General features: G+C 41.8%; 21 protein-coding genes. 1 reads left to right on the forward strand and 20 read right to left on the reverse strand.

Annotation, left to right across the window (positions count from 1 at the left end):
* Positions 1-169 precede the first annotated feature (169 nt).
* The gene (gene gndA / locus HV346_RS14695) at positions 170-1,576 is read right to left on the reverse strand and encodes an NADP-dependent phosphogluconate dehydrogenase (RefSeq protein ID WP_181620039.1); all 1,407 of its coding nucleotides are present in this window, start codon (positions 1,574-1,576) and stop codon (positions 170-172) included.
* Positions 1,577-2,066: 490 nt separating this feature from the next.
* On the opposite strand from gndA, the gene HV346_RS14700 reads away from it, so the two are divergent.
* The gene (locus HV346_RS14700; protein ID WP_181620040.1) at positions 2,067-2,813 is read left to right on the forward strand and encodes a glycosyltransferase family 2 protein; all 747 of its coding nucleotides are present in this window, start codon (positions 2,067-2,069) and stop codon (positions 2,811-2,813) included.
* Here HV346_RS14700 and wecB read toward each other — a convergent pair.
* The 19 genes from wecB to wzxC all read right to left on the reverse strand — a co-directional run bounded on the left by wecB (position 2,806) and on the right by wzxC (position 25,794).
* Complete coding sequence (gene wecB / locus HV346_RS14705; RefSeq protein WP_249415150.1) at positions 2,806-3,930, reverse strand: UDP-N-acetylglucosamine 2-epimerase (non-hydrolyzing); 1,125 nt, start codon at positions 3,928-3,930, stop codon at positions 2,806-2,808. The genes HV346_RS14700 and wecB overlap by 8 nt on opposite strands.
* Positions 3,931-3,935: 5 nt before the next feature.
* Positions 3,936-5,042, reverse strand: coding sequence for an acyltransferase (locus HV346_RS14710; protein ID WP_249415103.1), 1,107 nt, complete (start codon positions 5,040-5,042; stop codon positions 3,936-3,938).
* The gene (locus tag HV346_RS14715) at positions 5,026-6,420 is read right to left on the reverse strand and encodes a glycosyltransferase family 39 protein (RefSeq protein WP_181620042.1); all 1,395 of its coding nucleotides are present in this window, start codon (positions 6,418-6,420) and stop codon (positions 5,026-5,028) included. The genes HV346_RS14710 and HV346_RS14715 overlap by 17 nt, the downstream gene beginning before the upstream one ends.
* A complete protein-coding gene (locus tag HV346_RS14720; RefSeq protein WP_181620043.1) occupies positions 6,404-7,360 on the reverse strand; it encodes a glycosyltransferase family 2 protein in 957 nt (318 codons plus the stop codon). The genes HV346_RS14715 and HV346_RS14720 overlap by 17 nt, the downstream gene beginning before the upstream one ends.
* Position 7,361: 1 nt before the next feature.
* Positions 7,362-7,712, reverse strand: a complete 351-nt coding sequence (locus tag HV346_RS14725) for a GtrA family protein (protein WP_220131478.1) — start codon at positions 7,710-7,712, stop codon at positions 7,362-7,364.
* Positions 7,696-8,787, reverse strand: coding sequence for a glycosyltransferase (locus HV346_RS14730; protein ID WP_181620045.1), 1,092 nt, complete (start codon positions 8,785-8,787; stop codon positions 7,696-7,698). Before HV346_RS14730 ends, HV346_RS14725 begins: the two co-directional genes overlap by 17 nt.
* A 2-nt stretch (positions 8,788-8,789) precedes the next feature.
* Positions 8,790-10,859 carry a glycosyltransferase gene (locus tag HV346_RS14735; RefSeq protein ID WP_181620046.1) on the reverse strand — a complete coding sequence of 690 codons (2,070 nt, stop codon included), beginning with the start codon at positions 10,857-10,859 and terminating at the stop codon, positions 8,790-8,792.
* Between the two features lie 5 nt (positions 10,860-10,864).
* Entirely contained in the window at positions 10,865-13,462 is a 2,598-nt protein-coding gene (locus HV346_RS14740; RefSeq protein ID WP_181620047.1) for a methyltransferase domain-containing protein, read from the reverse strand.
* The gene (locus HV346_RS14745; RefSeq protein ID WP_181620048.1) at positions 13,462-14,685 is read right to left on the reverse strand and encodes an ABC transporter ATP-binding protein; all 1,224 of its coding nucleotides are present in this window, start codon (positions 14,683-14,685) and stop codon (positions 13,462-13,464) included. The genes HV346_RS14740 and HV346_RS14745 overlap by 1 nt, the downstream gene beginning before the upstream one ends.
* The gene (locus HV346_RS14750) at positions 14,675-15,451 is read right to left on the reverse strand and encodes an ABC transporter permease (RefSeq protein WP_181620049.1); all 777 of its coding nucleotides are present in this window, start codon (positions 15,449-15,451) and stop codon (positions 14,675-14,677) included. Before HV346_RS14750 ends, HV346_RS14745 begins: the two co-directional genes overlap by 11 nt.
* 8 nt (positions 15,452-15,459) lie before the next feature.
* Complete coding sequence (gene rfbC / locus HV346_RS14755; RefSeq protein WP_181620050.1) at positions 15,460-16,011, reverse strand: dTDP-4-dehydrorhamnose 3,5-epimerase; 552 nt, start codon at positions 16,009-16,011, stop codon at positions 15,460-15,462.
* A gap of 5 nt (positions 16,012-16,016) precedes the next feature.
* A complete protein-coding gene (gene rfbD, locus HV346_RS14760) occupies positions 16,017-16,898 on the reverse strand; it encodes a dTDP-4-dehydrorhamnose reductase (protein WP_181620051.1) in 882 nt (293 codons plus the stop codon).
* On the reverse strand, positions 16,898-17,776 hold the full coding sequence (gene rfbA / locus HV346_RS14765) for a glucose-1-phosphate thymidylyltransferase RfbA (protein ID WP_181620052.1): 879 nt from the start codon (positions 17,774-17,776) through the stop codon (positions 16,898-16,900). The genes rfbD and rfbA overlap by 1 nt, the downstream gene beginning before the upstream one ends.
* Position 17,777: 1 nt before the next feature.
* The gene (gene rfbB / locus HV346_RS14770; RefSeq protein ID WP_220131479.1) at positions 17,778-18,869 is read right to left on the reverse strand and encodes a dTDP-glucose 4,6-dehydratase; all 1,092 of its coding nucleotides are present in this window, start codon (positions 18,867-18,869) and stop codon (positions 17,778-17,780) included.
* A 400-nt stretch (positions 18,870-19,269) separates the two neighbouring features.
* Positions 19,270-20,163, reverse strand: a complete 894-nt coding sequence (galF, locus tag HV346_RS14775; RefSeq protein ID WP_181620054.1) for a GalU regulator GalF — start codon at positions 20,161-20,163, stop codon at positions 19,270-19,272.
* Positions 20,164-20,340: 177 nt separating this feature from the next.
* Positions 20,341-21,732: a colanic acid biosynthesis protein WcaM gene (gene wcaM, locus HV346_RS14780; protein ID WP_181620055.1), complete on the reverse strand. Its 1,392-nt coding sequence runs from the start codon at positions 21,730-21,732 to the stop codon at positions 20,341-20,343.
* Positions 21,733-21,744: 12 nt separating this feature from the next.
* Entirely contained in the window at positions 21,745-22,965 is a 1,221-nt protein-coding gene (gene wcaL / locus HV346_RS14785) for a colanic acid biosynthesis glycosyltransferase WcaL (RefSeq protein WP_181620056.1), read from the reverse strand.
* Positions 22,962-24,242, reverse strand: coding sequence for a colanic acid biosynthesis pyruvyl transferase WcaK (gene wcaK, locus HV346_RS14790; protein ID WP_181620057.1), 1,281 nt, complete (start codon positions 24,240-24,242; stop codon positions 22,962-22,964). Before wcaK ends, wcaL begins: the two co-directional genes overlap by 4 nt.
* A 73-nt stretch (positions 24,243-24,315) precedes the next feature.
* Positions 24,316-25,794 (reverse strand): colanic acid undecaprenyl disphosphate flippase WzxC, encoded by a 1,479-nt coding sequence (gene wzxC, locus HV346_RS14795; protein ID WP_181620058.1) that lies wholly within the window; start codon positions 25,792-25,794, stop codon positions 24,316-24,318.
* Positions 25,795-25,801 lie beyond the last annotated feature (7 nt).

A 25,801-nucleotide genomic window follows, 5' to 3' on the forward strand; every position in this document is an offset into this window, starting at 1 on the left:
ACTGTGGGCTTTTTACCTCCTGGCTTGTAGGGCTGTCAAGGCGAAGCCGGAGGATTGACGTGTATCAGGCTGACATTCGGACTACTTCGAGTCACCTGCCACGAATTTTGGCGTAAAAAAACCCGGAGAGATTCTCCGGGTTCATGTCACTGCGTGAGGCTAAATCAGATTAATCCAGCCATTCGGTGTGGAACACACCTTCTTTATCAGTGCGTTTGTACGTATGCGCACCAAAGTAATCGCGCTGTGCCTGGATCAGGTTCGCAGGCAGAACAGCAGCACGATAGCTGTCGTAGTAAGCCACAGCGGCAGAGAAAGTTGGAACCGGAATGCCGTTCTGAACCGCATAAGCCACAACATCACGCAAGGCTTGCTGGTATTCATCAGCGATTTTCTTGAAGTAAGGAGCCAGCAGCAGGTTAGCGATGCTCGCGTTTTCAGCGTAGGCATCGGTGATTTTCTGCAGGAACTGGGCGCGAATGATACAACCTGCACGGAAGATCTTCGCAATTTCGCCGTAGTTCAGATCCCAGTTGTTTTCGTCAGAAGCGGCACGCAGCTGCGAGAAGCCCTGAGCGTAAGAGACAATTTTCCCCAGGTACAATGCGCGGCGGACTTTCTCGATGAATTCCGCTTTGTCACTTGCTGGCTTAGCTTGTGGGCCAGACAGAACTTTAGAAGCCGCAACACGCTGCTCTTTGAGGGAGGAGATATAACGCGCAAATACGGATTCGGTGATCAGAGACAGTGGCTCGCCCAGATCCAGGGAACTCTGGCTGGTCCATTTACCCGTGCCTTTGTTCGCCGCTTCATCCAGAATCACATCAACCAGGTATTTACCTTCTTCATCTTTCTTGGTGAAGATATCTTTGGTGATGTCGATCAGATAGCTGCTCAGCTCGCCGTTATTCCAGTCGGTAAAGGTCTGTGCCAGCTCTTCGTTGGAGAGATTCAGGCCGCCTTTCAGCAGAGAATAGGCTTCAGCAATCAGCTGCATATCGCCGTATTCGATGCCGTTATGAACCATCTTCACGTAGTGGCCCGCACCGTCTGGACCGATATAGGTCACGCACGGTACACCATCTTCCGCCACTGCAGCAATTTTGGTCAGGATTGGCGCAACCAGTTCGTATGCGTCTTTCTGTCCACCAGGCATGATAGATGGGCCTTTCAGTGCGCCCTCTTCACCACCGGATACGCCAGTACCGATAAAGTTGAAACCTTCAGCAGACAGTTCACGGTTACGACGGATGGTGTCATGGTAGAAAGTATTACCGCCATCAATAATGATGTCGCCTTTATCAAGATATGGCTTCAGGGAGTCAATAGCAGCATCTGTGCCAGCGCCCGCTTTCACCATCAACAGGATACGACGAGGTGTTTCCAGAGACTCAACAAACTCCTGCACCGTGTAAAAAGGAACCAGTTTCTTGCCAGGGTTCTCAGCAATCACTTCTTCGGTTTTTTCACGGGAGCGGTTGAAAACGGAGACGGTATAACCGCGGCTTTCGATGTTGAGCGCCAGGTTGCGCCCCATCACTGCCATACCGACAACACCGATTTGTTGCTTGGACATTTTTTACTCCTACATACTGGAAAACTTTTGCGATCTCTAATGTAGCGTATATGAATGCATTATTAAAAGGATTCATTCTACACAGCACAACAAGATAAACTGTCTATAGGGGATTCGCAATGCAGAAGAAGTTTATAAATGACGTCAGGATAGATGGCTCATACGCTCAAAAAAGAAAGACAAAAAAGCCGAGAATTAAAGGTAATGCGACTCAAAAAACCCACTCGTAATTAGATGTTACATATTATTATTTTAAATGCTGTCAAAAAAACATTGTAAATGCGGTCAACGAATAAAAACGTAACCAAATCCATTCTCATTCATCGACGTATTTTGAATAAAAAACACACTACCTAAGTGAAATCAAAATTTCGCCATAAATGATATACCTTTATACAAAACACATTAAAAGGCAGTTGCCTCACCTCGGTATCTGAAGGTATTATGAACCATACATTTTCACTGATCAGCTACAACAAGTATACCAGATATGATTTTCTTAAGCATTATCAACCATAATCATGATCATCTGATTGTATCAAATACAAGCTTGGCACAGATTGCAGAAAATAATCCCGTTATAATCAAGTCAAACACGCCAGCATCTGCTGCACTCAAAGACTTTGCTGGAAGTCACAAAATAACATTGCTTGATAGTGATCATGGGTTGGGTTTTGGTGAGAATAACAATTTTGTTTTCAAATATTTAGTTAACAATAAAATAATTAGTGATGATGACTATTTTCTGGTAATTAATCCCGATGTAATTATAGAACCAAATGAGTTAGAAAAACTTAAAGATGCCATCGCAGGATATGAATCAGAGATTTTCACTATCAACTTATTTTATGATGAAAAATTTGAGAAACCCGAACTTTCCATTCGTCGATTCCCTAAATTAACAGGACCACTGAAAGGGTTATTAAAAAAAGATTACCGTTCAGATGCATATGATAAAAAGACCATTTGTGAACCATTACAAATAGACTGGGCCGCTGGTTCATTTTTATTATTTAAGAAAAAATCTTATGAAAGACTTGAAGGTTTTAGTAATAAGTTCTTTATGTATTTTGAAGATGTTGACATCTGCAGAAGAGCCAAGAAAATGAAAATGCCCCTAACATATCTACCAGGTATAAAGGCGATACATAAAGGGGCATTTAATAACCGTAAGATATACTCAAAGCATTTCAGATGGTTTTTAATTAGTTATCTAACCTACCATTTCTTCAGCTAAGAGAAGAAACGATAGCATCTGCTATCCTCGATGATGCTTTACCATCACCGTATGGGTTATGAGCAAAGCACATTCTGTCATACTCAGACTGGTTAGTCAGTAGCAAGGAGACCTCATCAAAAATACGGTTCTCATCAGTACCTACAAGCTTGACAGTACCCGCAGTAACAGCCTCAGGTCTTTCAGTTGTATCTCGCATAACAAGCACTGGCTTACCAAGGGATGGTGCTTCTTCCTGTATTCCACCAGAATCAGTCAGAATTATACTTGATGCATTCATCAAATATACGAATGGTAAATAATCTTGTGGCTGAATAAGATAAATATTATCTTGCCCAAGTAGTATTGAATTGACCACATTGCGAACATTTGGATTCAAATGTACTGGATAAACAAAATCAACATCTGGATATGCTTTTGCCAACGTCAGAATAGCATTACATATACGTTCAAAACCGCCACCAAAGCTTTCACGGCGATGTCCAGTAACTAAAACAATTCTTCGTTCAGAATTAATAAACTGGAAGTTCTGTTTAATTTCACCGGATAATACCGGATCATTTTCCAATTTATCATTCACCATAAGAAGAGCATCGATTACGGTATTTCCTGTGACAACAATACTATCATTAGGAATATTTTCAAGACGTAAATTATCAGCTGAAGTAGAGGTAGGCGCAAAGTGTAAATTCGCAAGCGCTCCAGTTAATTTACGATTACCCTCTTCCGGCCAAGGAGAATATATATTATGAGTTCGTAACCCAGCTTCTACGTGACCAACCTTGATTTGCTGGTAATAACTAGCAAGGGTGGCAGACAATGTTGTCGCTGTATCACCATGTACTAATACATAATCAGGTTTAAATTCTTGAAAAACTGAGCGTAGACCTAAAAGAATAGAAGATGTTACATCGGTCAAATCTTGACCTGGTTTCATAATATTAAGATCAAAGTCTGGCTTAATATCAAATAACTGCAAAACCTGGTCGAGCATTTCTCGATGTTGAGCAGTAACGCAAACCTTACTAATAAATCGACTGTCTCCCTTCAGAAATTCAACAACAGGAGCCATTTTAATTGCTTCAGGACGCGTCCCAAAAATGGATAATACTTTTATCTTGTTCATGATCCATCTCTTACACTAATCATATTAAACCTTCTCACCATTAATGAAATATAGGGGATAATTAAGGTTCTGGCATAATGAATGGCAGGTTTTTCCACGCAATGCCATGAGAAGAAAGCAGTTGCAAAGGTAGCACAAAAAATAAAAATGAAATAAAGAACAAAACCATGACCACTTAGCAACGAAAAACTCATTTGTGATATGGGGTATGCATATAAATACAATCCATATGAGTAATCATGTTTAAAATTTAGAAATTTTAACACTCCCAGTAGATACCCAGAAGAAATAACAAGATAGCCAACCAAGAAAGGAACGATTAACGGGTTAATTGCAAATCTGTAATGGAGCAAAATAATTGCAACAAAAGCCATTAATAATGGTGAAACAAGTATAAAGCATCGATTTATGTATAACACACCACCAATACAGAAGAAGTAAATAAGGCTAACTGAGCCAGGTATTGGGAAAACTGCTTCCAAGACATTTGGGAATAAAGAGTTCATCAAAACAAAAATGATGAAAAATGAGTTATACCGCCCCTGAGTAGATGTCATACCCAGTGCAACAAATAATAAGGCAGCGATATACGCCCGAACTTCAACAGGCAAGGTCCATAATGAACCATTAATAGCATGGTCCGGATTATTTGTAAAAATATCTGGAAGAGAGAATAGAACAGTCTGTAATAATGAATTGACCTCAATATAATCCCAAGAAGAGCTCATAGAAACAAAAGAAAAATAATCTACTTTCTCTGCTAAAGGTATTATAACAAATACCGTAAGAATGTTTGCAATGAATAAGGCAGGAAAAATTCTAGTGATCCTAGCAACTGTATATTCTACAAATGAACGCTTAATAGCACTTTGTAAAATAAAAAAACCGCTTATCGTGAAAAACATATATACGGCAAGGGTTCCCGTATAAAATCCAATCTTTCTCGAAAGTGGGTCAGCTCCTAATCCGAATATGTGGTATGAATGTGCATACAAAACAAGTAAAGCTGCAAACAATCTAATAAAAGAAAATATATCAGACTTATCTTTCATCATATCATCTAGCGTTTTAACTTTCAGAAAACTATTAATCGTTAGCATCATCAATACCTATCAATTTAACTCTACCAACGACATCAAGAGATAGTCTGCATACACTCTTATGGTTTTCTTTATTTAAGTCAATTTTATTAAAAACAATATCTTTAGGTAACACCAAATCGTCAATGCTCCTACGGAATGATATTGCCCTGACAGCTATCCATGACATGCTTCCCGATGAAGGTTCAATTAAATATTGGCAATTTTCATTTTTGTTACTGCTTAATACAGAGTAGAGTGTGCTTACAAAATTATTCTGATAGACACCAGTTACAACATAATTTCTTTGAAGATTAAAACTATGTATACACAGAAGACCAAAAAGAATAATACTAATAAATTTGTAGAGTCCAGATCTATTGTAAATAACAGCAAGGCTTACTGCTATTGTAAATCCTGACGTATATATGTAATGAGGCAAACTCATATCCAATATTAAAATTGGAATAGAGCCAACATAATAAAAAGCAAAATAAAATAAATAATTCAGAACAGAGCGGCGACAAACCAGAACGATAAAGAATAAATGTATGACACCTGCAATAAGTAATTGCGCAGCGGTATATTGTTCAAACAGCCCATGAATTTCTATATTATCAAGTAGAAAAGGAAATATAAAATACTCTAAAGATCTTATTGGAATATTACTTACTGACGTACCATATCCACCTTGTTTAGGGAATAAATATTCAAACCTTAGCGATAGATAGACGACAACAATCAATGAACTGATCAAGAAAAATAATAAAGCCCCGCGAACAGAAGGTCCTGACCTTACTTTATTAAAGAAGTAATCATACGCAATGTACAGGAAAACAACTGCGGGATAAACAACAGCGGTTTCCTTAAACATAAGTGCAAAAGTAAAGAATACACAAGCTAATATAAAGAGTAGGTACTTTCTATTATTAAATGCAAAGCGGGATTGTAAAAAAATGAGGAACGAAATGCTACAACACATAAACCAAAACACATCAGCAATGGTTCCGATCCAACCATTAACAAAAACAATAGAAGGCATAACTGTACTGATTAGTGCGGCTATAAATGCCACATTCTCATTGGAAATTTTTTTTATTATATAATAAATAAGAATTGCATTAATAACCCCACAGATTAATAAAGCAAGATGGAATACCTGCGGAGTATCGTAGAGATAATAACTCGAGATTAACCAAAGATTAAAATTCAAAGGCCGATAATGAAAATCATTATATTCAAATATATTATAAAACTTTATATCAGAGAGATTGTTTGCTGCTATAGCTTTCAATCCCCAGCCAATTTCATCATGACTAAAATAGCCAGGATTCATAAACAAACCGATATTTGCAATAATACCGAATATAATAATCAAAGTAATCTTATTTGCTAATGTCATTATTTGCATCCTGGTTGTGAATTACGTCTCTAACAATAAACTTTGGTCTGTGCTTACTTTCCATATAGCAGCGGCCAATATATTCACCCAGAACACCAATGCCAATTAACTGAACCCCTCCCAGAAAAAGAATCGCAACCATAATTGATGGATATCCAGCTACTGGGTTACCAAATATTAATTTTGAAACAATCAAGTTCATTGCATAAATGAATGAAACAGAGGAGACTACTGCACCTAAGTAAACCCATATTTTCAAGGGTGCAATACTAAACGACGTTATGCCTTCAACAGCCAAATTCCACAATTTCCAGCTGTTAAATTTACTGTCCCCTGCAACTCGTGAGCTCCTTTTATATTCAACTACACTGGTTCTAAAACCAACCCAAGAGAATATACCTTTCATAAATAATTGCGACTCTGACATCTTTGTGATCGATGATACGACTTGTTTACGCATCATTCTGAAATCGCCAACATTCGCTTCGAGTTTTACATCTGACATTTTATTGTGTGTTTTATAGAATAGCTCGGCGGTTTTTCTTTTTAAGAATGTATCACTGCTTCTATCTACACGCTTTGCAAGTACGACATCAATTGATTGATCAGTCAGCGATTCATACATTACTTCAATCAATTCGATAGGGTCTTGTAAATCAACATCTATGGGTACGATAAAATCAGCATCTACGGCGCACAAGCCAGCAAACAAGGCCTTTTCTTTCCCAAAGTTTCTCGATAGGTTGATCAATATAACACGATTGTCTTCAGATATTATATCCTTAACTATGCCTTCAGTTTTATCGCTACTACCATCATTAACAAAGATGATTTCAAAATTCATTTTTGACAAAAAATCATCATTTTTTACTTTTTGATAAAATATAGGAATTGCATCTTCTTCATTAAAAACAGGAACAATCAATGATATTTTATTCATATTATTTGAACACTATATATTTTGAGTAGATAAAACCTAGGATTAAACTTAAACCGGAAAATGCAATCAAGGTGATGAAGCTGTTTATATTAAATCTATCCGCACATCCACCAATCAACAAACTCAGTGCGCCAAGACCAACCACAAATAAAATGTATGTTCTTCCCTTCGCTTTCTTTTTAAAATTGAACTTCGAGTTCATACAATAAGAAAAAGTTGAAGAAATAATGAAGGCGGTTAAATTACTATATGCTTGCGAAAAACCAAAGCCACTTAAAATAAAGAAAATCGTCCAATGTAATGCAGTATTTAAAACACCAATAAAAGTATATATTTTAAAATTTCTTAACACAGAAATACCCTTCATCTAAAATACTAAATCTATTCTCCCAGAAGATTGGTTTTTCAACAGTAGGTTCATCTCCTGCAAGATGCTGTTCGAGAGTCACTGCCAACCCACTATCTACCCTGTTTTTCATCTCACCGAAATTAGTTGATATTACAGGTATTCCAGCAGCTATATACTCATAGTATTTAACAGGATCTACAGACTCAGTTAACTCATCAATACAAAATGGAATAATCCCATAAGTAAATGTTCTTATCACATCAGGGATATTTTTATGTTCTATTGCAGGCTTAATTATTACATTTTCAGGAATGTTATCTGGTTTAACATATAAAGGACCGACAATTAAAATCGTTGCATCAGGCCGACTGACAGATAATTTAGTAATAAACCCCCAATCGAACCATTTGGCAACACTTCCGATGTAACCATAAATAATAGTATTGGAAGAAGACGTACTCTTCTCTTCTTCTCTTTTTTTGATCTCACTATAGAATGATTTAGAACAAGCATTCATAGCCAGAAAGGCATTATTTGTAAATGCACTGTATTTCGTAAGGAGTCCATTTGATGAAAACAATGAAACATCCGCTTTATGGAGTAATTCCTTCAACAAATTAGATACACTTTTCCTTGCCCTTCCCTTGAAAAAGTGCGGATAGTCATCCATCACATCTACAATGATATTCTTAAATTGAATACTGTTAATAATTTCAAGGCTTAGTACGCTGGGTTTTCCAACAACAAGCATAGCATCTTGGAAATTAATTCGCTCTTTCAGATCGATAATGAATTTCTTGATAACCTTTCCATTAATCAACTTATAGATATTATTAAAAGGTTCTACGGGTACAACATTATTAACTTTAGTAACATCAATTTTCTGATGTTTTACGATACTTTTTGACTCGACACCGATTATTTTTGTTCTGATGTCTGAATATTTTGGAAACCGAGATGGTAATGGTTCGACCCAGATTATTTTTTCAATATCATGCTCAGCAATAAAGTCAGCAAAGAAATGTGGTCGCTGAGCAATACTATCCCAGTTAACAGGTGATAAATATACTACTATCATTTTTAGTATACCCCGGGTCTATAACTATGCGCCTTCCACTCCCCCCATTTACTCTCAAAAATAGCTTTATTTTTCTGCATTAATAATTCTTTTTTGTTATTTTTAAGCTGATTAAAGCTTGCCGATAAATGGTGGTGAACAAATGAATCTTCTATTGCAGCCATGGACCAGCCATTCTCTTTGACTCGTTTACAATAATCATCGTCTTCAAAGAAACCTAAACCATAGTCTAGCGAAATACCGCCTAATTCATTATAAACTTCACGTCGAATTGCAGCACAGAAGAAAGCAAGACAATCCATGGTATAAATCTCATTAGAATGGCTAGAGATGTATTGTAATGATTTAACATGCATCTCTGACCAGTTGCTATAACTGATATTTATTTTTGACTCATTACCAATATTATTGGTTACAGGACCGACAAGACCAAGTTCAGGATTACGTTTAAATGCCTTAACTAATCCCCCCAGCCAGAATGGTGACACATAAGTATCATTATTAAGTACAATCAAAATATCGCCCGTGGCTACTTCGAGACCGATATTATTTCCTGCTGCAAAACCTATATTATCATCATTCAGAATGACTGTATAATTCGGCTTGTCCATATAATTTTTCTGTAAATAATCACGTGTATCATCAGTCGATAAATTATCAACAATAATGACTTCATAATTATCATATTCAGTATTGCGTTCAATGCTATGCAAGCATTCTTTTGTCAATGATAAGTTATTATAGGTTAGTACAATTAGACTGACTTTAGGTTTACTATGGTTGAGTTCCTGTAATGCAGCGAGCAGTTGGCGTGCACGGCTTTCCCAGTCATGATTTTTAGCCCACTGCCTACGTTTCTCACTAAGCAATTCATCTTCGGTTTCCGACATGGCTGTTGCAATTTGCGCAATAAATTGATCTTTTGTCTCTGCTATGTGAACAACATCTCCCATGATAATAACTTCGGGCATAGCAGTGCAGACAACTGGTTTCCCAGCCGCCAGATATTCATATACTTTTACCGGATTAGTACACAACGTAAGTTCGATGAGTTTGAAAGGGATCAAACAGACATCGAAATCCTTCAGATAGGGAGTCAACTTAGCGTACGGTACTTCGCCGAGGAATTTGATATTATCAATTTGTTTTGCCGCTGTAATATCGCAGGTGGTGCTACCAATCATAACAAAGTCATACTGCGGATAAGCTTTTGCTGCCGAAACTAACAGATCTAAATCAAACCACTCAGCAATTGCACCATAATACCCGACAACAGGTCGTGTTTTAGTCAATGCCCCATGCTCAGGAACTTTCGCGAAATATTCTGCCTCACATCCATTACGAATAATGATATTTTCACGATATTTCATAACACTTTCAGATAATCTTTGAGCCGTGGTTATGACCAGGTCTGAAGATTTAAATAATCTTTCCTCTTCAGTCAACATTGTTGATTCATTATTATCAAACCCGGCATGGTGGTCCATACAATCGTAGATAATAAAGTTAGAAGACAATCTTTCTACAATTTCTCGCCAAAAAGGTAAGTCGATAATCGAATTGGTGTAACCGAAACCAAAAGCCTGACGTGCCAGATAAATGCTATGAACCAAAAAATTGATCTGCTCATTATCCAACCTGTCTTTGTAAATATTAACTTCATGCTTATTTATATTTAACTTACATAATACAACACCTTCAACTGGCATTTTCTCAATGATAAATCCAGGTGCAGTGCTGACATTAAATGTCGTCGAAAAATAAATAATTCTACTTCCGAGTTTAGCCAACTCTTTGACTAACTGTTGTGGGCGTTGTAGTCGAAAGTCCCAGTCAATAACAGGGAAGAGTAAAATGTCTAGCCCTTTTTCTTTCTTTGGTAACTGATGTAAACATGTCAAATCACCAAAAATATCTACACCATCTCTGCTAATGAAAGAGTGGGTTGCGACATGCTGTTCCAGGTGAATACCCCGAACGAGTTGATAGATTTTTTTTGCTCTACCACGCATCGCAGGAGACAATTGATAATAAAATGGTCTCACAATTTTTTTAATTTTATTCTTTAGCATTTGAATCAATCCCTTTTGCCTTTAAAGAAACCACACAGACGCTGGAATGCACTTGGTTTTGGCTGCATAGCTTGTGCAGCAGCGGCATCATTCGCTATTTTTTCTTCATACTCTTGCACTTTCAGATTAAGTGACTGCGCCCATTCAGATATTTCCATTGCATTCTTCTCGGTCACTTTGAGGGTTTCTATCCATTTTTCATAACCCAAAATAGAATTCTGTAACACTTTATTCTGGAAACGATTTACAAGAATCTCACGTTCCTTGAAATAGGAACCACTATCGAAGAAATAAGCTGTGCTATTTTTTCCAGCTGATTTACTCAGCAAGTATCGGCGAATATGGAATTCAGCATTGAAGAATCGATTTTCAACAATAAAGTATTGCTGGTATGTCAGATATACAAATTTCAGTAATACATCATCATCACTGCTGTAGCCATCCAATGTGTCCATTTTTTCTGCTGGAATACCATTGACTGCATCAACAACCAACTCTGGAACCGCATAAGGAGCGTTACCAAAGGAGAACACCTTTTTCCCCGCAATCAGTGCTTCGAAACCCAGAGAGGAGTTAATGGTAAAAACAGCATCTGTAAATGCAATCAATTCTTGAGTGCTATATTTGTCAATGATGACAGGAATATTCCCCGCATTTACTACACAGTGACTCTGTGCCGGATGTTTTTTGATAATGAACTGTATGTTGTTCCGTGAGCAACCTAAGCATTCATCAACGAATTGCTGCATGGATTCATATTTAGAACCTGCAACTATGTTCGAATCGTCTTCAACCTGAAGTGCGATCAGGATAGTTTTTTTATCTTCAAGGCCGAGTTGCGTACGAATTTCTTCTTTACGGTCCGCAGTAATTCGATAATTATTTCTGACTTTTCCCACCGTCAATCGGGCGATGGTGCGTTCATTTTCTGATAGTTCGAAATTATCGAACTCATTCCAGAATTTTTTCAGAGCACTGGTACTGTTTACACCTTCAGGATCACTGTAATAAACGACAGGATTAGGTGCACGCGACAATCCCAGTTCATTAAAGAAAATAGTGATGTTATTGTCGTGACAATACTTTTTCAGCAAACCATCGTAATTCCAGCAAAAGACCATCTGTGGAGACAGTTTAGTGATTGCTTGATCGATGAAATCGCTATGCACCTGATCGGCTTCACCATTAAGAATATGCTTCCAACGCTCAAACCACTGGCTGTCCTCATAAGAGGTATTGTAGTCAGATGGGGAAACACACTTCCATCCATCAGCCCGAATAACAGTAGCCAGTTCGTTTGTCGCGATAAAACTGACATCCCAATCCTGTTCGACAAAAGACTCGGCCAATTTCTTATAGCGGTCATAGATGCACTGGAATGTTAATGCATCATTTCTTATCATAAATGGCAGCAGATAGAATACAATTTTATTACGAGTAATATTTTGCGTAATAATAGCATCTGCAGGTTTTACAATAGAATGAGGCAACACATCATTTCTAATCACACTATTGGCACCAATAACGCTACCTTCACCAATATTCACACCTTCTAGGATGGAAACATTACTCCCAATCCATACATTTGATCCAATAGTCACTTTTTTAAATGACATACCCTGCTCACCTACCGGGATATCATCTTTGAAATGATGTGAAGATGATGTAATTACCGTATTAGCACCAATAAGTGTATTAGCACCTATTTCAATCCCACCAGTTGCATTTAACCAGCAGTTATATCCAATAACTGATTTTTCACCGAGAGATAATTTCCCTTGGTTATGCGATTCGATAATTGTATTGTCTCTAATCTCGGCCCCATCCATAATATTATATAAACCGTCCTCAAACGATGGTTTAAACAGTACGGATTCTGCGACACTCGCTGACTTTGAAATGAAGGACTGTTCTGTTTCGTTATTCATTGTTTTAGTCTCTTTATCTTTAATCAGTAAGCTCAAGTCTTCTATAGTCCTGTTTTTCGGATATTTACATACTGCCACCACGAAGCCCCAAAAAATCTCATCATCAATGCGATAGAATTTGTCCTGGTCTTGCAAGTAAACGTCTACTTGATAAAAATAGTGGTTCAGGACACGCCGTAGATCGTTGCTTGTATATTCAAGAACATGGTAGCTATTGAGTGGATTTTCTCTGGTAGTTTCTCTTACCGGTGTAGAGACGACAAACTGGCCATCGTCTTTGAGCACTTTCATAAAACCATCAAGCAGGATGCGTGGATCTGGAACATGCTCAAGGGTTTCAAGGCAAACAACTGCATCTACTTTATGTAATGTGTCTGATATTTCGCGAATATCACCACATACATATTTTAACTTTTCAGATTTATATTTTGATGTCGCAAAATCGACAGCACTTTGATCAATGTCGACCCCTGTAACATCATTACAAAAATCCTTCAGAATATCACTACCATAACCACTGCCACATGCACAATCCAGCACAGACATATCTGCGGTTAGTTGCTTAGCAGCAAAGTAATAACGAGATTCATGCCTTTCGATATTTTCAGCATCATATGCATTCTGTTCAATATCTAGACTTTCATCGGAAGAAAAATAGAGTCGTTCAGTTGCCATTAATTAAAATCCTCTTGTTTAAGCAACACTGGCTCCATATGAATGAATCCGATTGTTTTTGTCTTCCCGACAACACTCAGTAATTTCATACCCCAACGATGATCGTGTTCGTTATATTGACCATCTCCAAGCATATCAATAAGGCCAGCATTTACTGTGTACGAACCTGGGCTAAGATTGTTTGGCACATGTACAGTTATTTTTCGTTTCCCTGTACCTGGTTTTATATCTATACCAATCACTTTACTGTTAAAGCCCCACACATCTATACCTGACGTATTACGCAGAGTCATGGTGAAGACTGGATTTTCAAAAGCAGTTTCAAGGTCCAAAATAATCGAGAGATTCATTGGCTGGTTCAGAGAAACATCCGAGATATCTTCTGTTTCGTCAGTGGAGATAATCACATCTGTGATTTTCCCACCTCCAAGGCCAAACCTATACTCCGAGCGAAGTGCCACTTGGCTTTTGAGCCACTGGATTTCTTTTGTTTTCATCAATTCCTGATAAGAATTCACCACAACATCGGGTTGACCATCTAAAACAATACAGCCTCGGTCGATGAGAATAGCGCGATCGCAGGTGTTTCTAACTGCAGTAAGGTCATGTGACACAAACAGAACTGTGCCTCCTTGCTCCTGAAACTGTTCAAATGCTCTGTGGCATTTGGTCTGGAACAAGTAATCTCCAACAGACAGTGCCTCATCGACAATAAGAATATCGGGGTTAACATTGATTGCGACAGAAAAAGCCAAACGCACAAACATCCCGCTAGAATAAGTTTTAACAGGACGATCAATAAAATCACCTATTTCTGCGAAATCGCAGATAGCACCAATACGACTTTGTGTCACGTTCCGGTCAATGCCGAGCAGCGAGGCGTATAAGTAAATATTTTCGATGCCTGTAAATTCAGGATTAAAGCCTGCGCCCAGTTCAAGTAACGCTGCAACCTTGCCCTTAACTTCAATAGTGCCTCGGGTTGGCTGCAATGTTCCTGCGATCATCTGGAGAATAGTTGATTTCCCCGCGCCATTAGCACCTACAATACCAACACGCTCACCTTTTCGAATACCGAATGAAATATTGTTCACTGCGGTAAACTTGCCTGAACCTTCACCGGGTGTTTTTTTCAGCAGACTGTAGACATTATGAAAAGGAGAACGATATTGATGGAATTCTTTCGTTAAATTATCAATACTGACGATATAATCAGACGACATCTGCAAACCCTCTGCTCAATCTTTTAAACATCCAACGTCCAAACACAAACAATATAATTGCAACCACGAAATAAATCACATAGCTGAGCAATGAAAACGACTCTATATTAAATGCAATTGCACGGAAATCTATTACAATTAGAGATATAGGGTTTAAATAGACTATCGCTTTAACTATTTCTGGGAAAACGCTAAGAGGGAAAAGAATGGGGCTGACGAATAAAAACATTGTCGATGCTAAATTCACAACGTGTGAAACATCTCTGATATACGTACCTAATGCACTAAAAATATAGGACAAACCAAGCGTCAGGATAATAAATGGTGGTAGAACCAACATCATTGCCATTATGGCCCGGACTAAACTTTCGCCGGAAAGCAGTACGGCAATAAGTAGGAGAATAGCGCCAATCATTAAGTTGAAGAGTTGTGCAAGGAAGTTAGAAATCACCAAAACTTCAAGTGGAAATACAACCTTTTTTACGTAATTAGCATTACCGCTAATCAACTGACTGCTTGTCATTAGCAATTCAATAATGAAGAAATGAAAAATCAGTCCAGAAAAAAGAATAACGGGGTAACTAGCAAGAGAACCACCACCCCATTTTGTTTTAAATGCAAAGCCGAACACCAGTGTATAAACGGCAAGAAGAAATAGGGGATTAAGTAAGCTCCAGAAAACACCCAGTGTAGAACCTTTATATCTTGAATAGATATTACGCTTGGCAATCTGCAGCACAAGATCATTGTGAGTACTGAATTTCATTACTTTCCTCAAAGCGCCATGAATTTTTTAAATGACATGCCCTTCTCGTCTTTATCAGACAATAACAATTGTGTTCCTTCAACAATCGGCCAGGCGATATTCAAATCGGAGTCATTCCAAATGATCGAATGCTCCGCTTTAGGATTATAGTAATCAGTGCATTTATAAATAAATTCCGCACTTTCAGACAGTACATAAAAACCGTGTGCGAATCCTTCAGGGATCCATAATTGACGCTTATTTTCAGCTGACAATTCAACACCAACCCACTTTCCACAGGTTGGAGAACTTTTACGAACGTCAACAGCAACATCAAAGACAGCACCAACACCGACACGGACGAGTTTCCCCTGAGTATTTTCGCTTTGAAAATGTAGTCCTCGGAGGATCCCTTTTTTAGATTTTGAGTGATTGTCCTGTACAAACGTTGTTTTTATGCCAGTAACACGCTGCTCGAATAGGATTTGGTTCCAAGTTTCCATAAAAAAACCGCGCTCATCGCCAAAGACTGCCGGTTCAATAATTTTAACTTCAGCAATATCTGTATCAATAATTTTCATTTGTGTCAGCTCTTATAAGCTTTAATAGAATTTAATGCTTGCTTCCAATCACTTGCAGTGATGCCATAACATTGTGTAATACGCTGAGTATCAAGCTTTGAATTCGCGGGTCTGTGTGCAGGAGTCGGGTACTCTGAAGTCATGATACGATTAACTATCGGTAATTGTTGGATCACGCCATACTCAATAGCTTTGCTAAATATTGCCTCAGCAAATTCACTCCAGCTCACATGAGGTAAACCGGCATAATGATAAATTCCGTAATCCGTTTTATCTTCTCTGATGACGCTATGAGCAATTTTTATAATAGAATCAGCGATATCACCAGCGTATGTCGGGCCTCCGATCTGATCAGAGACAATGCGCAGCTGTGAGTGTGTTTCTGCAAGACGCAACATTGTTTTGACAAAGTTGTTACCATGTTCACCAAACACCCACGCGGTACGAATAATGATGTGTCGAGGGCACGCCTGCATCACAGCATTTTCGCCATCCAACTTTGTCTGACCATAAACTGATGTCGGCCCTGTGGTATCACTTTCGAGATAAGCGTCCTCTTTATCCCCTGGAAAAACATAATCAGTGGAAATATGAATAAGCAAAGCGCCATATTTCTCTGCCGCTTCAGCCAAATTTTTCGGACCGAGACAATTTATGGCGTAAGCTACATCGTGTTCTGCTTCAGCTTTATCAACTGCAGTATAGGCTGCAGCATTAATTATCACATCGGGTTTAAAACCAGACACGGTTTCAGTGACGGCTTGCGAATCCACAATATCAAGTTTATTTTTGTCTACAGAAAGCAACTCAACTTCAGGCATCTCAGACAATTTTTTAGCAAGTAAATGACCCACTTGCCCGTTGGCCCCTGTTACAAGAACTTTCATTATTTTCTTCCGGAATCTGCGACCAGATTAATCAAATATTTACCATAATCGTTTTTCTGCATCGTCAAACCGTAGGCTTTCACTTGTTCTGAATTCAGCCAACCATTACGCCATGCAATCTCTTCGAGGCATGCAACTTTAAGGCCTTGAACATTTTCAATCGTTTGAACGAAAGAGGATGCCTCATGAAGACTCTCATGCGTGCCAGTATCTAACCATGCGAAACCACGCCCCAACAGTTCAACATGCAGTGAACCATCATGGAGGTACATTTCATTAATTGACGTAATCTCCAACTCGCCGCGAGGCGATGGCTTCACTTTTTTAGCGAAATCAACAACGCGATTGTCATAAAAATATAACCCCGTTACGGCATAATTAGATTTTGGTTTAATAGGTTTCTCTTCGATTGATACAGCACGCATTTCTGCATCAAATTCAACGACACCAAAACGTTCTGGATCCTTGACCTGATAACCAAATACTGTTGCACCGTGACCGCGTTTTGCCGCTTCAGCTAAAGACCTACTGAATGATTGGCCATAGAAAATATTATCACCCAAGACTAAACAGACATTATCATTACCAATAAACTCCTCACCGATAAGAAATGCCTGCGCCAGACCATCAGGGCTAGGTTGAATTGCATACTGTAGATTAACACCGAAATGGCTACCATCTCCGAGCAATCTTTTAAAACTATCAATATCTTCAGCTGTGGTGATCACTAAAATATCTTTTATCCCTGCCAGCATCAGCGTAGATAACGGATAATAGATCATCGGTTTATCATAGATTGGTAATAGCTGTTTTGAAACGCCACGCGTAATAGGATATAAGCGAGTACCAGACCCACCTGCGAGAATGATTCCTTTCATCTTATTTTTCCTCTTTTACACTATTGGTTTTGGTATATGACTTATCCAGTATACGTTGCCACCACTTCTGGTTATTCAAATACCAAAGAACAGTTTTACGAATACCTGACTCGAATGTTTCTTGCGGGACCCAACCCAGATCATGTTTAATTTTACTAGCATCAATCGCATAACGCAGATCGTGCCCAGGGCGATCGGTTACATAGGTAATGAGTTCGGCGTAATGATTAATACCTGCAGGTTTATCTGCGATAACCTCATCGAGAATGCCGCAAATGGTTTTCACAACATCGATGTTTTTACGCTCATTATGGCCACCAATATTGTAAGTCTCGCCAACCTCACCTTCCGTCACCACTTTATATAAAGCACGAGCATGATCTTCTACAAACAACCAGTCACGGATCTGCTCGCCATTGCCGTAAACCGGCAACGGTTTACCCGCTACTGCGTTCAGGATAATAAGTGGAATGAGTTTTTCTGGGAAATGGTACGGACCGTAATTATTGGAGCAGTTTGTCACTAGCGTTGGCAAGCCGTAGGTACGACGCCACGCACGAACTAAATGGTCACTGGACGCTTTCGAGGAAGAGTAAGGGCTGCTAGGGGAGTAGGATGTTTTTTCAGTAAACAGCGGTAATGCGCTTCCGGCAGGCAACTCATCAGGATGTGGCAAATCGCCGTAGACCTCATCGGTCGAGATATGATGGAAACGGAAAGCCGCTTTGCGCGTCTCATCCAGTTGCGCCCAGTATTGACGAGCAGCTTCCAACAGCACATATGTTCCGATAATGTTCGTTTCGATAAATGCAGCAGGACCAGTAATGGAGCGATCAACATGGCTTTCGGCCGCCAGATGCATAACCGCATCGGGTTGATGCTCAGTGAAAATACGCGCCATGGCATTACCATCACAGATATCTGCTCGCTCAAATGCGTAACGCGGATCATTTTCAATGTCTACCAACGATTCAAGGTTACCTGCGTAGGTCAACTTATCTACGTTCACTACAGAATCTTTAGTATTATTAATGATATAACGAACTACTGCAGATCCAATAAAACCTGCACCACCAGTGACGAGTATTTTCACAAGACTATTCCGTATTGCGTCGCAATGTTTAAATTCAACCTTCATTCCGTAGAGACGCACAGCAGCGAGCAGAAATTATAAACACGCTACCGCCCCTGGCTCTACAGCTACCAGTATACTGAAAAAAAGAACAACGTTATCTGCACCTCAGTTGAAACTGGAGTGCAATTTTATAAGGATTGGCACAAAAAGCTAATCCGATATTCTCCCCTTAAACGTCCTTGAAGACAAGGAAAAATCTTACTGCCAATTAAGGAGTTAGAAGAGAGAACTACTAATTTTAACTATTGATTTTAATATAAAAAAAAAGGTAGCGAGAATAAATGACTAAGCTCTGAACAGCCCAGAATCACTCTCAACTACCTTCTTACTGCCACGATTAAACGGCCTTTTCGATGTCTTACTCTGTAAGCATTTTCTCAATGCTTTTACGGAACTTAGCCCCTTCTTTCAGGTTGCGCAGTCCGTAGTTTACAAACGCCTGCATGTACCCCATTTTTTTGCCGCAATCGTAACTGTCGCCAGTCATCAGCATCGCATCAACGGACTGTTTCTTCGCAAGCTCAGCGATTGCGTCAGTTAACTGGACACGATCCCAAGCGCCGGGTTCCGTTTTTTCCAGTTCTGCCCAGATGTCAGCGTTGAGGACATAACGCCCTACAGCCATCAAATCAGAGTCCAGCGTCTGCGGCTGATCTGGTTTTTCGATAAATTCAACGATACGGCTCACCTGGCCTTCTGAGTCCAGAGGTTCTTTTGTCTGAATAACAGAGTACTCGGACAGATCGCCATTCATGCGTTTTGCCAGCACCTGGCTACGGCCAGTTTCATTGAAACGGGCCACCATTGCGGCAAGGTTGTAGCGCAGCGGGTCGGCAGATGCATTGTCCAGGATAATATCCGGCAAGACGACAATGAACGGATTATCACCGACAATCGGACGGGCACACAAAATGGAATGACCCAGACCCAGAGGCTGGGCCTGGCGGACATTCATTATGGTCACCCCTGGTGGGCAGATAGACTGCACTTCGGCCAGGAGCTGACGTTTGACACGTTGCTCAAGCAACGCTTCGAGTTCGTAAGAGGTGTCGAAGTGGTTTTCAACCGCATTCTTTGATGAATGGGTGACCAGAACGATTTCTTTGATCCCTGCAGCAACAATCTCGTCAACGATGTATTGGATCATTGGCTTGTCGACGATCGGCAGCATCTCTTTAGGAATCGCTTTGGTGGCTGGCAGCATATGCATGCCAAGACCTGCTACCGGAATGACTGCTTTCAAATTAATCATTATTTCTTCCACCTTAAAATGGTTGACGAATTATAGCCCTTTAGCCTGTTTTCGCCAGCAAGATTTGCTGTAATTCTCGGGCAGATGTTACCCCTCAGCCCCATAAAATGCAGTAGTTGTAATCCGAATAACACGTGAACAGATACCAGGAATCGTCGCAAAGTGTGTCAACTCGTATCATCTGCGCGGCAACGTAAAATTCAGTTTTTCCGCATTCACAACCTGCTGATCAACCCTGTCAATATCGACGGAGCTCTGCCCCTTCTCATTAACCGCAGTAATGTTGGCCAGTGAAAGCAATGTCTCTTCTCTTGCCATAAACTTGCCGCGAACATCTTTACGCAGATCGAAGTTTACCTTAAGAGCTGGTCCACTCTTCGATTCCTGCATCACACTGATATTACGCATAAAAAGATGTTGCGGTTTATTATGTAGCTCAAGCGTTGCGCGCTGAATATCAACATTCGTGATCGCCACGAATGATGTTGCATTTCCGGAAGAGATTTGAATGCCGCGTAATTTGTAATCAAGTTTTCGATTATCAAGCCGGATGCTATTGAGCCTGAAATTCTGCGGTATCGACAGATAATCCCCCTTGATTACGCCGTAACCAATTAACATACCCGCGCTATTCACCATTTCAACATTATCAATAACGAAATTATCACAGCCATAAATGGCCACAGTGGCATTATCGATCCCCGCTTTCTTACTGAAATCCGGGGTAATATTTTGTGCTTTTATATTGCGAATAACAAAGTGTTTGCCGTTCTCAACATGCACCAGTTGACGGCAATTACTGCCCGTAATATTCGCCACCACGAAGTTCTTCACAGCCTGCTGTTCAGGGTAGTCATTATCATAAGTGCTCCCTGCCAGCCCAATCCCTATCCCCCAGTTGATCTTACCGTTGGTGCAGTTGATGTTGTCGATGACATGGTCCGAGATCAAAATATTGTGGTCATTAATCGCGACATTCCACTCAATGGCATCCCCTTGCAAGTGACTAAAACGGCTATTGGTGATCCGCGCGCCATCAATCTGGTTATGAAATCCCTGGCGGAGAATCGCGTAATTCGCCTGAGCCACCGTGATCTTGTCAATAAGCAGGTTGCGCATCACCCGCGCTGTTTTTCCGCCAATGTAAATCTGGGTGACGGGACCAAACCCACTCATTGCCAGTCCCTGAATCACGCAATCGGACCCACGCACATCCAGAGTGATGTTCTCAGTCCGTCCCTCCCCTTCCCCAAGCACTTTGCAGCCATCCTGCAAGACAAAGCGTCCGCGGCCATTTCCGGTCAACATCCCACGAATCAGCAGCGTTTTACCCTCAGGAATAAAAATGCCTGTATTGATATTTTCACAATGAAGTCCGGCAGGAACGATAACCGTGTTCCCTTCGGCAAACGCCTGTTTAAAAGCGGCAATCCAGTCATTGTGGTTGTAATGGCTGATATCCACCGTTCCCCCGGTGGCAGCCTTCGCCACGCGCGAGTTAAGCAGCGGTGTCGCAGCCAGGACAGAAAAAGCAGAGACAAAAGTGCGTCGGGTAATTGATTTCAACATACAACCTCGGCGTTAAAGCGTGTGTAACAGGCTGGCTAACTGGCGATTAATCAGGTGTTGATTAAACTCCGTTTCGACTTTCTGCCGTGCGTTGTGTAATACGGGCATCAGTTCTTGTTGCTCAATATGGCTAAAGGTGGCCAGGCACTCGGCCAGCGCAAGTGCATCATTCTCAGGCACAAGCCAGCCGGAGTAACCGGGGCTAATCAGTTCCGGGATCCCGCTATGTACCGTCGACACCACCGGGATCCCCACAGCCATCGCTTCCATCAGCGCCACCGGAATGCCTTCCATATCGCCATCCGTCCCTGTTACCGACGGCAGCAAAAAGACGTCAGCGTCATCCAGCATTGCTTTGACTTCATGGCTCGGTTTGAAACCTGGCATTTCGACATAATCGTCCAGTTCATAGTGTTCGATAAGGGTCTTCAGGCGACGCTCCCACGGGCCGATACCCAGGATGCGATACTTAAAATCGACGCCCCGGGATTTCAATTGCCGGCAGGCTTCAATTGCTACGTGCAGCCCCTTTTTCTCCGTCAGACGGGCAACCGAGATAATTTGCAGCGGTTTACCCGGCACTTTTATCGGTCGCAGAGTAAAACGATCCATATCTACGCCCATACGAGAAACAGTAATCTTCTCACCAGGGCAGCCCATTTGCTTCAGACGTCCGGCCCACAGTTCACTGATAGGCAGCATCAGATCGCCACGACGAAAAAGCGCCTGATACTCTGCGGTATAGTGGTTAAGCACGTCATGGCTGGAGATATCGATGCCATGAAAAATCGTGGCGATTTTCCCTTCAATCACGCCCAGTTCACGTAATTTTGCCGCCGTGACACCCGCTGGCCCAAAATGAGCAATAAATACATCTGCACGGTAGGGCCGGGCGGTCTGACCACAGATGGCGGAGAGGATCAAATTGCGTGACTCGTCGCCATAGCGAGAGATGTTTAACGCACGCCATGTCGAGGCGCGATGCATGCCTTGTAGCGTTTTACCGGCGCGATAGCGGAGCTTTCCCATCCGCCCCTGCGGTTCATCCTGCAACCAGCAAGTTTTCGCCTCCAGGCCGTATTGTTTCCACGCAGCATGGGTATTTTGCGTATCCCCTTTTTGCAGGGCGATGATCTCAACCTCATATCCCATATCAATAAACGCAGTAATCTGATTCAGGACAAACGTTTCCGAAGACAGCGGGAATTTCAGCAAAAAGAAACCAACCTTCATTTCACCTCCCCGATGCGTTCAAGAACAGACTTCACCATACCGAGGCCATTTTCTCGCTCTGCTTTCACCGCCTTCGTCAGGCGCGCGTTAATGACCGGTAACTGCCCCAGCGTGTCCGCCACCATGGCACTGAGTGACCCATCCAGAAGATGGCGAACATCAATCGCCATCTCTGGCATTCCCAGTTGCTGCATGATGCCTGCCGATTTGTGCTCGTAGTTGATGGCAATGGCAGGTGTACCGAAATTCATTGAGATAATCGCAGAATGCAGGCGCGTCCCAACGGTTAAATCACAGGCTGAAAGCAGTTTCCCCATCTCAAGGTCATTCAGCTCGTCCATCACCACATGATAACGTGACGGGTCGTTCACATACTGACGCAGGTTCAGCGCCACCATGCGATCGTCCTTGTTGTAGCTGTCAATACCGGTGCAGGTGGAAAGCGCCAGAACCTGATAACCGCAGTCCAGTACGCGGTTAACCACGTCGGCGAAGGCTTTTTCATAGGCTTCCTGCGTGGTTCCCAGACGCTTATCAAAAGGTGCAAGCTCGCGCAAAGTAATGGCAACGGTTTTTTGTTGTTCCGCCACATTCAACCAGTGCTGAACGGCATAACTGGCCTCAAATTGATCAGCCTGATGATCGACCAGCCAGGCCGTATCGACCCCATGCTCCACTTTTGACGTGTCGATTTCACTTCGTTTCATCAATTCAAGGCTGACGGATTCACGCAGGATTAGCGCATCACAGTGACCAAATACATAATTTGCCAGTTGGTTGAACTGTGGGTCCTGGAAAGGCCCCACGCTATGCCCAATCATAAACAGCGGTTTTTTCGCCATAAAAGTACAGAGTGCGTGCTCGAACTGAGGCACGCCATAGAGATCGACAAAAAATGAACCGCCGACCTGAATGATGGCGTCGTAGCCCGACAACAGACGGACAAAATCAGTAAACCCCTGAGCAATAGCAATATTGCGCAACTTCCCGGTATCTGTCACACGGGACAAAAGCACCTGATGCTGATAGCGACGACGCAGCACTTTCTTTACGCGCCCCATCACCCCTGCGGCGTTGTTGTGCTGTTTCATCTGGCTGTACAGCGGGTCGCCCATCACCGGACGGTTAAGAAGCCAGGATGAGCTCACCGGATAACGGCTCATCACATCCACTTCCGTTTCAGGGGCCAGCGCGTTAATCGCATCCAGTAAACCGCGCAGAATGGCACTGTCACCACGGTTGCCGCATGTGTGATTACCAAGAATCAATAATTTCATAATGACCTCTTAAAGAAATTCTCCACCCTGACCTTCTTCTCTGAAGGCCGGAATCAAGAAAAAATGCCCTAAATCAACCTGCCCGGAGCAGCGTTTTCATCTTCTCACTTCGGCAAAACTGGCGTTTCATCTCCACCACCAGGGCATTACGTGAAAGCACAATCATCGCCCCAAATGCCAGTGCGCCAGCGGCTATTTGCGCGGCTAGCAATACGCCAAGCGGCAGATGACCATTGAGCGCTATGCCCAGGCCATAACTGACTGCCAGTGTTGGCAACGACAGGTAAAACGGCAGCCACAGACTCAGGATGTACTGCCGGTAGCTGGAACCGAGTACCGGTTTGATCATCACGAAATAGCTCAATACGGTGTTGATGACCTGCACCAGCAGAAAGCCCAGCGTCACGCCAATCGCACCCGCCAGATGACCGCCAACAATAATGGCCGGGATAAACAGGAAGGTTTTGAATACATTGAATTTAAAGCTGATATCCACGCGGGCTTTTGCCATCAGCAGGGAACCAATCGGATTCCCTACCGAACGCAATAACCCCACCACACATAGCAACTGCAGGATCGGAACGATGCCGTTCCACTTCTCACCAAAAACCAGCGGAACAAAATTGTTGGAGACCACCATCAGCCCCAGCAGAGCCGGGAAATTAATAATCCCCACCACGGAAAGTAGCTTATAGAAGTTGACGCGTAACTTTTCGGTATCGTCCTGTATTTTGGCGAACGCAGGAAAAAGCACGCGGGTGATGATAGGGTTGAGTTTCATCGGCGGGACAACCGCGACGTTGTACGCAAGATTGTAGCCGCCTGCGATGCTCGCCCCCAGAATGCGCGCCAGCACCAGCGTGGACAGATTGGTATTAATGTAGTTAATGATGCTATCTGCGGTTAGCCACGCCCCAAAACGCAGGTTAGATGACACCGACGCCAGCGAAAAGTGGAATCCAGGACGGTAAATCTTACGACCAAAGTAGCCGAACAGTGCGGTACGCACGACGGTATTCACCAGATACCCCAGAATCGCCGTTAACGCCCACGGCCAGAAATGCGCGCTCACGACGGTAAAGGTAAATCCCGCCACCACAGCACTGGTTTCAACCATACCAATCTTGCTGAACTCCAGCTCTTTTTGCATGAGCGCACGAAACTGTTGCCCATGCGGGATCACGACAAAAGCAAAAGAGAGTGTACGTATTAACGGTGCGAGATCGGGGTTATGTAACACGTCAGCAATAGTGCTGGCCGACAGAAAGACCAACACACATACCGTAATGCCCAGCGCCACGTTCAGCCAGTAGAGCGTGGTCAGTTCCAGGTGGCTAATCTCTTTACGCTGGATAATGGAGTTCGCAATACCAAAATCCGATAGCGTATCGGCCAGGGCAATAATGACCAGTGAGATGGTCAACAGACCGAACTGATGATTATCGATAATCCGCGCCAGGACGGTCATCTGCACCAGCCCCAGTCCGATGATCACCAGCGTCGCCATGGCTGACCACTTTGCCCCACTGATGGTTTTTTCACGTAAGCTCATGACCGTT

Origin of the sequence: Enterobacter sp. RHBSTW-00994 (genome assembly GCF_013782625.1) — a bacterium.
Taxonomy (GTDB): Bacteria; Pseudomonadota; Gammaproteobacteria; order Enterobacterales; family Enterobacteriaceae; genus Enterobacter.

Bases quoted from the DNA above. Each gene is read 5' to 3' on its own strand.
- gndA (WP_181620039.1), bottom strand. From the start codon at position 1,576: ATGTCCAAGCAACAAATCGGTGTTGTCGGTATGGCAGTGATGGGGCGC.
- HV346_RS14700 (WP_181620040.1), top strand. From the start codon at position 2,067: ATGATTTTCTTAAGCATTATCAACCATAATCATGATCATCTGATTGTA.
- HV346_RS14710 (WP_249415103.1), bottom strand. From the start codon at position 5,042: ATGATGCTAACGATTAATAGTTTTCTGAAAGTTAAAACGCTAGATGAT.
- HV346_RS14715 (WP_181620042.1), bottom strand. From the start codon at position 6,420: ATGACATTAGCAAATAAGATTACTTTGATTATTATATTCGGTATTATT.
- HV346_RS14720 (WP_181620043.1), bottom strand. From the start codon at position 7,360: ATGAATAAAATATCATTGATTGTTCCTGTTTTTAATGAAGAAGATGCA.
- HV346_RS14730 (WP_181620045.1), bottom strand. From the start codon at position 8,787: ATGATAGTAGTATATTTATCACCTGTTAACTGGGATAGTATTGCTCAG.
- HV346_RS14735 (WP_181620046.1), bottom strand. From the start codon at position 10,859: ATGCTAAAGAATAAAATTAAAAAAATTGTGAGACCATTTTATTATCAA.
- HV346_RS14740 (WP_181620047.1), bottom strand. From the start codon at position 13,462: ATGGCAACTGAACGACTCTATTTTTCTTCCGATGAAAGTCTAGATATT.
- HV346_RS14745 (WP_181620048.1), bottom strand. From the start codon at position 14,685: ATGTCGTCTGATTATATCGTCAGTATTGATAATTTAACGAAAGAATTC.
- HV346_RS14750 (WP_181620049.1), bottom strand. From the start codon at position 15,451: ATGAAATTCAGTACTCACAATGATCTTGTGCTGCAGATTGCCAAGCGT.
- rfbC (WP_181620050.1), bottom strand. From the start codon at position 16,011: ATGAAAATTATTGATACAGATATTGCTGAAGTTAAAATTATTGAACCG.
- rfbD (WP_181620051.1), bottom strand. From the start codon at position 16,898: ATGAAAGTTCTTGTAACAGGGGCCAACGGGCAAGTGGGTCATTTACTT.
- rfbA (WP_181620052.1), bottom strand. From the start codon at position 17,776: ATGAAAGGAATCATTCTCGCAGGTGGGTCTGGTACTCGCTTATATCCT.
- galF (WP_181620054.1), bottom strand. From the start codon at position 20,163: ATGATTAATTTGAAAGCAGTCATTCCGGTAGCAGGTCTTGGCATGCAT.
- wcaM (WP_181620055.1), bottom strand. From the start codon at position 21,732: ATGTTGAAATCAATTACCCGACGCACTTTTGTCTCTGCTTTTTCTGTC.
- wcaL (WP_181620056.1), bottom strand. From the start codon at position 22,965: ATGAAGGTTGGTTTCTTTTTGCTGAAATTCCCGCTGTCTTCGGAAACG.
- wcaK (WP_181620057.1), bottom strand. From the start codon at position 24,242: ATGAAATTATTGATTCTTGGTAATCACACATGCGGCAACCGTGGTGAC.
- wzxC (WP_181620058.1), bottom strand. From the start codon at position 25,794: ATGAGCTTACGTGAAAAAACCATCAGTGGGGCAAAGTGGTCAGCCATG.